The organism is Actinokineospora baliensis, from assembly GCF_016907695.1.
GTDB classification, from domain to species: domain Bacteria; phylum Actinomycetota; class Actinomycetes; order Mycobacteriales; family Pseudonocardiaceae; genus Actinokineospora; species Actinokineospora baliensis.
In genome coordinates this window covers 2,467,180-2,478,836 of the sequence record NZ_JAFBCK010000001.1, presented here as the reverse complement: position 1 = coordinate 2,478,836, position 11,657 = coordinate 2,467,180, and the positions used below count along the sequence as shown (strand labels likewise).

The window sequence follows — 11,657 nt, the reverse complement described above, 5'->3', positions numbered from 1 at the left end:
ATGACCAATACGTGTCGCCCTCTTGAATAAGTAGTACTTTTGGGTTTCACTGGGTCGATGCACACAGTCGTGGTCGTGATGGGCGTCGCGGGGTCGGGCAAGACCACCGTCGCCGGGTCATTGGCCGCGCGGCTGGGGGTCCCGCTGGCCGAGGCCGACGAGTTCCACCCGGCGGCCAACATCGCCAAGATGCGCTCCGGTGTCCCGCTCACCGACGACGACCGCTGGCCGTGGCTGGCCGCGATCGCCGACTGGATCGCCGAGCGCGGGCACGACGGCGGCGGGATCGTCACCTGCTCGGCGCTCAAGCACTCCTACCGCGACCTGCTCGCCGCCGACGCGCGCGTGTTCTTCGTGCACCTCACCGGCTCGCGGGACCTGCTGGCGCAGCGCATGCGCGGCCGCAGCGGGCACTTCATGCCGGTGTCGCTGCTGGACTCGCAACTGGCCGACCTGCAGCCGCTCACCGACACCGAACCCGGCGTCGCGCTCGACATCTCCGCATCCCCGGACCACCTCGTCGAGGCCGCCGCGCGCGCCGTCGCCGAGTTCGAAGGAGCCAAGCCATGATCACCGCGGCGGCCTGGACCGGTCACGACACCCGGCTCATCGGGGCGGCGGTGCTGGGCATCGCGCTCATCGTCGTGCTGATCACCAAGGTCAAGTTCCACCCGTTCCTGGCCCTGGTGCTCGGCGCTGGCACGCTCGGGCTGGTCGCCGGGATGCCGGTTGGCGCGCTGGTGGACAGCTTCACCAAGGGCGTCGGGTCCACCGTGGCAGGCGTCGGGGTGCTGATCGCGCTCGGTGCGATGCTCGGCAAGCTGCTCGCCGACTCCGGTGGCGCCGACCAGATCGTCGACACCATCCTCAACCGCACCCCCGGCCGCGGCCTGCCCTGGGCGATGGCGCTGGTGGCGGCGCTGATCGGGCTGCCGATGTTCTTCGAGATCGGCCTGGTCATGCTGATCCCGGTGGTCCTGCTGACCGCGCGGCGCAGCGGGCGGCCGCTGATGCTGCTGGCGATCCCGGCGCTGGCGGGTCTGTCGGTGCTGCACGGGCTGGTGCCGCCGCACCCCGGTCCGCTGGTGGCAGTGGACGCGCTGAAGGCGGACCTCGGCCTGACGCTCGGTCTCGGTGTGCTGGTCGCGATCCCGACCGTGATCATCGCGGGCCCGCTGTTCGCCCGCCTGGCCGCCCGGTGGGTGCCGGTGACCGCGCCGGAGGTGGAGGTCGAGCAGGAGCGGCCGACCGAGCGGCCGAGCTTCGCGGCCACGCTGGGGACGGTGCTGCTGCCGGTCGCGCTGATGCTCGGCAAGGCGCTCGCGGACATCCTGCTCGACAAGCAGAACCCCGTCCGGCACGTGCTGGACTTCCTGGGCACGCCACTGGTGGCGCTGCTGCTCGCGGTGCTGGTCGGGATGGTGACCCTGGGCCGGGGTTTCGGCCGCGACCGCCTCGCCGAGTCGATCGGCTCGTCGCTGCCGCCGATCGCCGGGATCCTGCTGATCGTCGGCGCGGGCGGCGGGTTCAAGCAGACCCTGGTCGACGCGGGCATCGGTGACGTGATCACCGGCCTGGCGAAGGACGCCAACTTCTCACCGCTGCTGCTCGGCTGGCTCATCGCCGTGGCCATCCGCCTGGCGACCGGCTCCGCGACCGTGGCCACGATCTCCGCGGCGGGCATCATCGCCCCGCTGGCGGCGGGGATGGAACCCGCTCAGGCCGCGCTGCTCGCCCTGGCGATCGGCGCCGGGTCGCTGTTCTTCTCGCACGTCAACGACGCCGGGTTCTGGCTGGTGAAGGAGTACTTCGGGCTCAGCGTCGGCGACACGGTCAAGACGTGGTCGATCATGGAGACGGTGATCTCGGTGGTCGGGATCGCGATCATCCTGCCGCTGAGCTGGCTGCTCTAAGCCGGGGCCGACACCCAGCTCTCGATCATCTGGCGGGCGATGGAGGTCTCGCCGGGCAGGATCAGGGTGGGGGTCTGGCCGCCGTTGGCCAGGGCCTGGGTGATCTCCGCGCGGGGGACCCAGCGGGCGTGCTCGATCTCGCCGTCGGCGGGGGTCAGCGGCGCGGCGGGGTCGGCCGTGGCGGTGAAGCCGATCATGATGGAGCGCGGGAACGGCCACGGCTGACTGCCCAGGTAATGGATGTCGGCCACCTCGACGCCCACCTCCTCGGCGATCTCCCGCGCCACGCAGGCCTCCAACGACTCGCCGGTCTCGACGAAGCCCGCGAGGATCGAGTAGCGGTGTTCCGGCCAGATCGGTTGCCGGGCCAGGAGAACCTGGTCGGCGCCGTCGTGGACCAGGCAGATCACGGCGGGATCGGTGCGGGGGTACTCCTCGCGACCGCAACCGGTGCAGGTGGTCGACCACCCGGCGGCGGAAGCGGTGACCGGGGAGCCGCACTTGGCGCAGAAACGGGCCCTGGCGTGCCAGTTGACCAGCCCGACTGCGGTGGTGAACAAACCCGCGGCGGTGTCGTCGAGCAGGGCACCGATGCCGCGCAGGTCGTGCCACTCCTCGCCGGTGTCGGAGACCGCGCCACCCCACAGACCCCAGGCGCCGGGCGGGGCGTTGGTGGGACGCAGATCCACGACGGTCGACAACGCCCAGTAAGCCGTGTCGCCCTCTTCGCCCAAGAGCATCGCGGCGCCGGGGCGGTCGGCGGCGATCTCCTGGGCCGGGCGGGGCGCCAGAGCGGTACCGGCGTCGCGGACCGGGGTGCGGCCGTGCCGGTCGACCAGGAGGACCTGACCGGACTTCCACAGCTGGTCAAGCCGATCCGCGTCCTTGCGGGCGGTCTCGTCCCGAGCGGCGGTGGCCCGCGACAACGCGGGCAGCGCGACGAGCTGGAACGGTGCACGGGCGGTCATGCAGCGCCTCCCCAGGCAACTGGTCGGACGGGCACGGGACGGCACCCGGCGCCAACCCTACGCACTCAGGGATGGCCGGTGGCAGCGGTTTCCGCACCGCCCGGATGAACCGGACCACACCCCGCACTGCCCTGTGTGGACAGTGCGGGGTGCTCGGTCACGGGAGGCGGATGCCGCCGATGCGGGTGAGGGGGGACAGTTTGGCCACGTCGCCGACGATGATGCCGGTGAAGCGGGTGGGGGCGAAGAACTCGGCGGCGGCTTCGGCGACCTGGTCTGCGGTGACGGCCTTGAGGCGCTCGGGGTGGGTGACCAGCCAGTCGACGCCGAGGCCGAGGACGGCGAGGGCGGCGATCTGGGAGGCGAGGCCGCCCTGGGAGGAGGTGCTGGTGAGCAGGGAACCGATGGCGTACTGGCGCACGATGTCCACTTCGGACTCCGCTGGCGCGACCAGTGCCATCCTGCCCAGCTCGTAGCGGATCTCCAGCAGCGCCGCGGCGGTGACGTCGCTGGCGGTGTCGGTGTCGATGAGCAGCGTCGCGCCGTCCGGGGTGAACTCCGGGTAGGAGCGGGCGTGGTAGGTGTAGCCCTTGTCCTCGCGGATGTTCTCCACCAGGCGGGAGGAGAAGAACCCGCCGAAGGCCAGGTTGGCCAACTGCAGGGCCGGGTAGCGCGGGTCGGTGCGAGTGATCGACTGCGCGCTGAGCCGGATCTGCGACTGGACCGCGCCCGGCCGGTCGATGACCAGCAGGTCGCCCGGGGTGAGCGGGGGCAGCGGCGGCAGCACCGACGCCGCCCCGTCACCGCGCCAGTCGGCCAGGGCGGCGGCGACCCCGGCGACAGCCTCGACCGGCTCGACGTCACCGACGACCACGAGGACCGCGCCCCGCGGCAGCACCGCGGCCCGGTGCAGCGCCCGGACGTCGGCTGGCTCGACCTTGGCCACCTCGGCGGCCTCGGGGATCTCCTTGGTGAACGGGTGGTCGCCGTAGCGGTGCCGCTGCAACGCCTGGCGGGCGATGACGCTGGGCTTGGACCTGGCCACGGTGATCCGCTCGACCAGCCGCGCCTTCTCCCCCGCCACCTCCTCGTCGGCGTACGTCGCCGCCGTCAGCGCGTCGGCGAGCACGGCGAGCAGCGTGTCGAACCCGCTGGCCAGCGCGTTGCCGCCGAGGGAGAGCAACTCCGGGTCCACCGCGGCGTTGAGCTCACCGCCGACCAGCGCGAGCTCGGTGTCCACCGCGACCCGGTCGCGGGTCGCGGTCCCGGTGAGCAGGGCCGCGGCCAACACCTCGGAGGTCGGCGCGTGCGCCGGATCCGTGCCCGCGAACGGGATCCGCAACCGCAGCTCGACCATCGGCACCGTCGGCTGGTGCACGGCGATGACCCGCAACCCGTTGTCGAGCACGGTGTCCACAACGGACAGGTTGGTGGCCGCCCGTTGCTCGCCGAGCGGGGGGAGCGGTCGGGGCCCGAGCTCGGTGCGCCCGATCTGCTCTGCGGTGCGGCTCACTGCTGTCCTCCTGCGGGAAGGTGGGGTGACCGCGGGGACCCGCCCGCGGCACCGGGGGAAATGGTTCGGACGGCGCCAATGCCCGCTGGGGCACGGAGCGCACCCGCCGCGGCATCGAGAGCGACGGCGCTGATCACACGACACCGCCGGGTGGCGGTGGCACCACGACTGTCACTCGCCACCGCCGAGCCCGACCAGCCGATGACGACGGCGCGAGAAGCGGGGCGCAGCAAGGCCCCGACAGCGGCCGGGGTGTAGGCGCGTTCGGGGAGTTCGTAGACCAGGCCCACTACTCGACACCGCCAATGGGTTGACGGTGACGACGGCGCGAGAAGCGGGGCGCAGGGCCCCTGAAAGCGGCTGGGGTGCAGGCGCGCTCGAGGAACTCGTAGACCAAGCCCATCACCCGACACCGCCAACGGGACCGATGGCACGGGAAACGAGACGCACGGCCCCAACCGCAACCGGGGCAGAAGGAGCAGCGCACTCGGGGAACCGCAAACCAGGCCCGTCGCTCGACACCGCCAAGGGGGTGACGGTGCCGATGGCACGAGAAGCGGGCTGTTCAGCCCCGACAGCGGCCGGGATGAAGGGAGCAGTGCGCTCCGAGAGCTCGTAGGCCAGGCCCATCACTCGGCACCGCCGAAGGGAGTGACAGTGACGCGAGCAGCGGGACCCACGGCCCCGACCGCAGCCGAGGCACAAGGAGAGGCGTGCTCGACGAGCCCGCAAACCAGGCCCATCACTGGCCACCGCCGGGCAGGCCGCCGGTGGCGACGGCGTGGGAAACGGGGCGTGCGAGGCCGACAGCGGCCGGGGTGAAGGGGGTGGCGCCTGCGGGGAGATCCGTCACTCGGCACCGCCGGAGGGGGTGATGGTGAGGATGGCTCGGGAGTCGGGGCGCAGGGCCTTGGCGGCGGCGGAGACGGCGTCGGGGGTGATGGCGTTGATGCGTTCGGGGAGTTCGTAGACCAGGCCGGGGTTGCCGTAGAGGAGTTCGAAGGCGCCGAGGGCCAGGGTGCGGCTGACGATGCGGTCGTGTTCCTTGTGCAGGCTGGCGGCCCAGCGGGCGGTGATCTTGGCCAGTTCCGCGGGGTCCGGCGGGGTGCTGGCCAGGCGCTCGAGTTCCTCGTCGATGGCGGCCAGGACCGGGTCCAGCGCCACCTCGGGGGAGTACATCGCGGTGATGGTGAAGGTGTCCGGGTCGCGGGCCTCGAAGGGGCCGAACATGCCGCAGCCCGCGCTGACCTCGGTGACCAGCTGGTCGCCGTAGACCAGGCGCTGCTGCAGGCGGGAGCCGTCGCCGTCGGTGAGGACGCCCGCGAGGACCAGGTACGCCAGGTAGGCGTCGAGTTCTTCGATCGGGTCCGGGATGCGGTACCCGATCGCGACGGCGGGCAGCGGGGCCAGCGGGTCCGGGTGGTCGGCGCGGACCTCGGCGGTGGGCGGCGGCTCGGCGAAGGAGGGGCGCTGCGGCCGGGGCCGGGCCGGGACGTCGCCGAAGTGGCGTTCGACGAGCTCCTTGGCCGCCTCGACGGTGAAGTCGCCCGCGACGGTGAGCACGGCGTTGGCCGGGGCGTAGTAGGTGTCGAAGAACGCGGCGCAGTCGGCGACCGTGGCCTGCTCGAGGTCCTCGAACCCGCCGTAGCCGTTGTGCGCGTTGGGGAAGGTGTCGAACAGCACCGGCGGGAGCAGGATCCACGGGAAACCGCCGTAGGGGCGGTTGAGCACGTTGAGCCGGATCTCCTCCTTCACCACGTCGATCTGGTTGCGCAGGTTCTCCTCGGTGAGCTTGGGGGCGCGCATCCGGTCGGCCTCCAGGAACAGCGCGCGCTCCAGGGCGGCCGAGGGCAGGACCTCGAAGTAGTCGGTGTAGTCCGGGTGGGTGGACCCGTTGAAGGTGCCGCCGGAGGATTGCACGTGCCGGAAGTGCGCCAGCTTCTCCAAGCTCTCGCTGCCCTGGAACATCAGGTGCTCGAACAGGTGCGCGAACCCGGTCCTGCCCTCCGGCTCGGAGCGGAAGCCCACGTCGTAGTGCACGCTGACGCCGACGACCGGCGCGGTGTCGTCGGGGGCGAGGACAACCCGCAGGCCGTTGGCGAGGGTGTAGCGGTACGGCTGGGAAACGGTCACCTGGCGAGCCTACGGGAGGTGCACCACAGGCGGACACCGTGCGTGTCCGCCTGTGGAGGAACCCGTGGGTTGTGGATAACTCCGCTAGGCGGAGCGCTTGCGCCGCTGCACGAGCAGCAGGAAGGCGCCGCCGCCGAGCGCGGCCAGGCCGAGCAGGACCAGGCCGCCGACCGCGGCACCGGTGACCGGCAGGCCGCCGGAGCCGTCGTCGGTGGTCGGGGGCACGCCGCCCTGCGGGGCCGGGCTGGTGGTGGTGCTGCTCGGCGCCGAGCTGTCGACGGTGGCGGTGGTCGACGGCGGGGCGGTCGTGGTGTCCGGGGTGGACGGTGTGGTCGTCGGCGTGGTGTCGCGCTCGCAGTCGACGGTGAACTTCTCGGTGGTGTTCAGGCCGGAACCGGTCAGGTGCGCGGTGTAGCTGCCGTCGGCGAAGACCCCGACGTGGCGGGTCCACTGGTAGACGCCATCGCCGTCGAAGCGGACGGTCTCCTCGAAGCCGGGCTTGCCCTCGACGGTGAACTTCCGCTCGGCCGGGTACGGGCCGACCGCGTAGTACCGGATGGTCACGACCGACTGCTCGTCGACGCAGCGGGTGGACACCTGCAGGCCGTCGCGGTCGACCTTGACGTCCTCGCAGAAGTCGACGGAGACGCCGGTGACGACCTCGGTGCCGTCGGAGCCCTTCACGATGACCTTGTAGTCACCCGCGGGGACGGGGCCGAGGTCGGCGCTGCCGTGCGCGACCGCGGGGACGGTGACCGTCTTGGTGGCCTCGTGCGCGGTCACGGTGTAGTCCACCGAGATGCGGTTGGGGTTGTCGAGCTCGACCCACAGCGTGGGCTGGCTGGTGACGTTCTCCTTGGCGTCGCACTGCGCGTAGGTGCCCACGCCCGGCGCGTTGCCGGAGCGGCAGTTGACGCTGAAGTTCTTGATGATCGGCGGGTCGAACCCGGGGCCGTGCAGCTTGATCTGGTACTTGTCGCGGTCCTCGTAGGCGTTGTCGACGACCGTGAACGCGACGCCCGGGGAGATCTCGCCGGAGTGCGTGTAGGGCAGGTCGATGTCGATCGCGTACTCGCGCACCTCGTCGGTGGACGGGTTGGTGATCTTGGCGGTGACGATGCCCCAGCCGCCGCGGCACTGGACGGAGACCTCGAGCGGGTCGTCCGACGGGGTGTCCTCGGTGCACGGCTTGACCACGACCGGCAGGCCGTCGGACTTCTCGCCCGCGCCGTCGATCTCGACGGTGTACTCGCCGGGGGGCACCGGCTTGAAGGTCACCTTGGGGTCGTCGGTGGCCTTGGTGGTCTTGGCCGGGAGGTCGGAGCCGACCAGGCGGACCGTGAACGGGCCGCTGTCGTGCACGTTGACCTCGACCGAGCGCACGCCCTTCTTGCAGATGCTGGCGACCGTGGCCGGGGTGGGGCTGACCACCTCGTCCATCGGGTAGTCCGGGAAGGACAGGTCCGGGTCGTCCTGGGCCAGAGCGGGTACCGCGGTGGCGACCAGGGTCAACCCGGTCACGACTGCCACGGCTGCGCGCTTCACGAACGTGAGCAACGGACCTCCCAGGACACGCGATGAAGTGGGCGAAACGTACACCGCGTGATGGTTGATCCGCTAATTACCCCCGAAAGTGTGTAATGCCAGGTCGGACGCGTGATGGATTGGCGACGGTCAGTGTTTTTCCGACGGGTTCAGCACCCGACCCAGGGAGTCGGCGAATGCCGCCACCTGGTCGACGAACTTCCCCTGGTCAGCGGCGACTTCGGCGTCCTGGGTGGCGTACCAGTGGACCGCCGCGGGGTCGATCGGGCCGAACCCGGACAGCCAGCGCTCGGACTCGCCGAGGGCGACCGCGTAGGGCAGCGCCCGGGAGAACACGACCTCGCGTTCGGCCGCCACCGTGTCCGGCTGGACGCTCGCCAGGTACAGCGCGACACCACGCACCCTCTGGGCCAGCGCGGAACCGCGCTTGGTGCGCACAGGCGCCAACCGGCCGCCGATGAAGAGCCCCAGCCCTCCCACGGTCACCGCGATGCCGAGCAGGGCAGGACCAGCGGTCAGCGCGAGCACGACGGTCCCAACAGCACCAAGCGCCAGCACTACCGCTCCCGCGATCTGCCAGCGGCCCGGTCGATCAGGGTGCCGAGCGAACCACCCGCGATTGACGGCGTCCGCGTGTAGCGCCGAGCGCGCCGCAGTGAGGTCGAGCGGGGCATTACGCAGTGCGGAGAGAGTGACCGACTCGGTCCCCTCTGGAAGAAAGGCCGTGTAGACGGCAGCTTCATAGCCGCTAAGAGCGTCGTCTGCGGGGTTGCGGCGAACGATCTGCCAGTCACCACTGGACTCGGTCACCCAGAGGTAGTTGCGGACCGCCAAGTCGACAATGGTGGCTGCGAGCTCGTTCTCACCAGCCCGTTCCGCGAGCACGGTTCCAGCTTGTCCAGGTAGGACACCATCCGGCGAGGCGAAGGTGGTCTTACCGTCGTTGTCGACTACGAGCCCGACTGGGCCTACTTCAGCGAGGATCGCGTTGGCGTCGCGCTCACGAGAACGCCAGAGGAAGACGAATCCGCCTAGAAGCAGGAGCGCGGCCAACCCCAGCCCGGCACCGCTAAGAGGCGTGACCGCGAAGGCGGTGGAAGGCGCCTTCTCAAAGCGCGCATTCGCAGGGACGAGACCGGCGGGCAACTGGGCGGTGAGATCGACCCGCCCTCCGGTGTCCAGGTCGGACTGCACAACCCGGAGGATGCCGCTGCCGTCGGTGAGGGCCGAATCGCAGACCTGGTCCGTGCCCGGTTGCCCCGCCAGGCAGACGAAGTCGCGGCCAGGCCGCGGCGTGAGCAGGGAGACCCGCACGAGAGCCAGCTTGGTGTCCCACCCGCTGGCGGGCTGCCACCGGAACTCCTGCCGGTCGTCGGCGTCGGCGATGGTGCCGTCCACGGTGTAGTGCACCGTCGAAGCGCCTTCACCGAGGCGGATCGTGAGCGCGTCGGCGGTCGCGTCGACAGCGCCGTTGCCCTCGACCCGCGCGTCGCGGACGGTGAACACCCGGTCACCGATCCGCAGCGGCGCGACGCGGACCATCTGCTGCTTCGCCTGCACGATGACCTGTTCGCGCACGGTGAGCCCGCCGTCGCGCTCGACCTTGAGCTGGACGTTGACGCTGCGCGGGAGGATCGGCTGAATGCCGCCCGGCGGCCGGGTGGGGCCACCTGTGGGCGGGATCGGGTCGATGACCGGCGGTTTCACCGTCCCCGTCGGGCCGGGCTTCGGGATGGGGAAGTCGATGCTCGGGGCTGTCGGCGGCAAGGAGGGCAGGGACGGGAACGTCGGCTGGACCGCCGCGCCCGCGCCCGCGGCCATACCCACGATCAACACGGCCGTCGCGGAGGTGACGACGGCGACCCCCCATTTCCTCAACACGGCAGCGAACGATAGCCGAGCGCCCTTATGCTCACCGCCGGTCTGGCCGAATTGGCCAACTCCAGCCGACACGGGGGAACGATGAGCCATCCGCCCATGGGTCCATGGCGTCCACATGGCCCATACCCGCCGCCTATGCCGGTGGCGCCGCCGCCGATGGTCTTACCGCCCTACTCGCACCAGGGCTACCCGCAGCAGGGCTATCCACAACAGCACTACCAGCAGCAGTATCCACAAAGGACCTGGTACGGCCCGCCGCCCGGATATGCCCCCATGCGGCCAAAGTCCAACACCGGCCTGGTTGTCGCGATCAGCTTCGTGACCCTCCTACTCGCGGGCGCGGCTTTCGTCGGATACGTCCAACTGGCGGGCAAGCGCCCCAACGACGTCGGCTACTCGGCCCCCACCACCACAGCGCCGTCACGCTCTAAGACGACAACAACCACCACTACGACGTCCCGGCCGACCCGCACCACCGCGACCACCGCAACGACGCGCGGTACTACGCGGTCCTCGCAGCCAACGACCACTACGCAGTCCGGCCCGCAGCCCGTTCACGCGCTAGGCGACAACCCCGTCTTCAGCACCACCAATGGCGTCAACGTCGTCACCTGCAACCTCCCGGCGTGGCGTAGTGACCCGCAGAGCGCGCAAGCGTTCTTCACGGCTGCCCTACCGTGCTTCGACAAGGCGTGGGCGCCGGTGATGCAACGCGCGAACCTGCCTTACTTCACCCCCGCGCTGAAGTTCCCGCCCGGTAAGACCTGGTCCAGTGCCTGCGGTACCGCCGCGTCCACGTGGGCGGCTTTCTACTGCGGCCAGGACAACACGATCTACATGCCGTACGAGGGCCTGCAGATCGACCAGTACGGCAACAAGGCCGGGGTGTACCTGGCGCTGTTCTCCCACGAGTTCGCCCACCACATCCAGGCGATGTCCGGCATCAACGACGCCTACTGGGATGCCCGCTACGAGGCGGGCGACCAGACCCCGGCGGGGCTGGAGCTGTCGCGGCGCTCGGAGTTGCAGGCGCAGTGCTTCGGCGGCATGTGGTTCGCGGGCGGCCAGCACGGCGGCGGCTCTATCACCGACGACTTCATCCGGGACATGCTCGCCGACGGTTACACCCGGGGCGATTGGCAGCAGGGGGTTCCACCCGACCACGGCTCCCCACAGCACTACGGCGCGTGGCAAGAGCACGGGTTCAAGAACAACCGGACCACACCGTGCAACACCTGGCTCGCGGCCCCAGGGGACGTCTCTTAGTCCCGGCGCTTGATCTGGGTGAACCAGGCCCCGGCGATCCCCGCGAAGATGAGGAGAACCACGGCGAACGGGCGCGCGTCCACCGTCGCCCCCGCCGTGGCTCGTGCCAGGTGGACGACCCCGTCGCCGACGGTGACCTCCACCTTCTCCCCCGCCTCGTGCCCACAGGCGTCCAGCCGGGCCTCTTGCGTACCGCCGCCACTGGGGTAAGAGACCCGTTCCAGGCCGTCACCGTTGCAGGGGCTCCCGGCGAGGACCGTCGCTTGAACGGTCGTGGCCGTCGTGGGACCGCTGGACCAGTGCCCCAAGGCGCCCGCCATCGCCAGCCCCAGCGCCACGACGACGCTGAACACCGCGACCGCCGCCAACTTCAAGGCGGGAGCCGGGATGGCGAACGGGACTCGCATCCCCGGATCGTCGCAGACCGCGCAAGGAGCC

Annotated in this window: 9 protein-coding genes; 3 read left to right on the top strand and 6 right to left on the bottom strand. The window is 70.8% G+C overall.

Annotated features, from left to right (window positions below; translation table 11 throughout):
* Window positions 1-57: 57 nt before the first annotated feature.
* Window positions 58-570 carry a gluconokinase gene (locus tag JOD54_RS11930; protein WP_204450606.1) on the top strand — a complete coding sequence of 171 codons (513 nt, stop codon included), beginning with the start codon at window positions 58-60 and terminating at the stop codon, window positions 568-570.
* Window positions 567-1,913 (top strand): GntP family permease, encoded by a 1,347-nt coding sequence (locus JOD54_RS11925; protein ID WP_204450605.1) that lies wholly within the window; start codon window positions 567-569, stop codon window positions 1,911-1,913. Before JOD54_RS11930 ends, JOD54_RS11925 begins: the two co-directional genes overlap by 4 nt.
* On the opposite strand, the gene nudC is transcribed toward JOD54_RS11925, so the two are convergent.
* The 5 genes from nudC to JOD54_RS11900 form a co-directional block, all read right to left on the bottom strand.
* Window positions 1,910-2,881 carry an NAD(+) diphosphatase gene (gene nudC, locus JOD54_RS11920; RefSeq protein ID WP_204450604.1) on the bottom strand — a complete coding sequence of 324 codons (972 nt, stop codon included), beginning with the start codon at window positions 2,879-2,881 and terminating at the stop codon, window positions 1,910-1,912. The two genes, JOD54_RS11925 and nudC, sit on opposite strands and share 4 nt — an antisense overlap.
* Before the next feature lie 157 nt (window positions 2,882-3,038).
* The gene (locus JOD54_RS11915; RefSeq protein WP_204450603.1) at window positions 3,039-4,394 is read right to left on the bottom strand and encodes a M16 family metallopeptidase; all 1,356 of its coding nucleotides are present in this window, start codon (window positions 4,392-4,394) and stop codon (window positions 3,039-3,041) included.
* 849 nt (window positions 4,395-5,243) lie between these two features.
* Window positions 5,244-6,527 carry a M16 family metallopeptidase gene (locus JOD54_RS11910; RefSeq protein WP_204450602.1) on the bottom strand — a complete coding sequence of 428 codons (1,284 nt, stop codon included), beginning with the start codon at window positions 6,525-6,527 and terminating at the stop codon, window positions 5,244-5,246.
* An 84-nt stretch (window positions 6,528-6,611) separates the two neighbouring features.
* On the bottom strand, window positions 6,612-8,084 hold the full coding sequence (locus JOD54_RS11905) for an LPXTG cell wall anchor domain-containing protein (RefSeq protein WP_204450601.1): 1,473 nt from the start codon (window positions 8,082-8,084) through the stop codon (window positions 6,612-6,614).
* A gap of 117 nt (window positions 8,085-8,201) precedes the next feature.
* Window positions 8,202-9,953 carry a DUF2207 family protein gene (locus JOD54_RS11900; RefSeq protein WP_204450600.1) on the bottom strand — a complete coding sequence of 584 codons (1,752 nt, stop codon included), beginning with the start codon at window positions 9,951-9,953 and terminating at the stop codon, window positions 8,202-8,204.
* Between the two features lie 135 nt (window positions 9,954-10,088).
* Between JOD54_RS11900 and JOD54_RS11895 the strand changes: the two genes are divergently transcribed.
* Window positions 10,089-11,219, top strand: coding sequence for a neutral zinc metallopeptidase (locus JOD54_RS11895; RefSeq protein ID WP_204450599.1), 1,131 nt, complete (start codon window positions 10,089-10,091; stop codon window positions 11,217-11,219).
* On the opposite strand, the gene JOD54_RS11890 is transcribed toward JOD54_RS11895, so the two are convergent.
* Window positions 11,216-11,626: a hypothetical protein gene (locus JOD54_RS11890; RefSeq protein ID WP_204450598.1), complete on the bottom strand. Its 411-nt coding sequence runs from the start codon at window positions 11,624-11,626 to the stop codon at window positions 11,216-11,218. The two genes, JOD54_RS11895 and JOD54_RS11890, sit on opposite strands and share 4 nt — an antisense overlap.
* Window positions 11,627-11,657 lie beyond the last annotated feature (31 nt).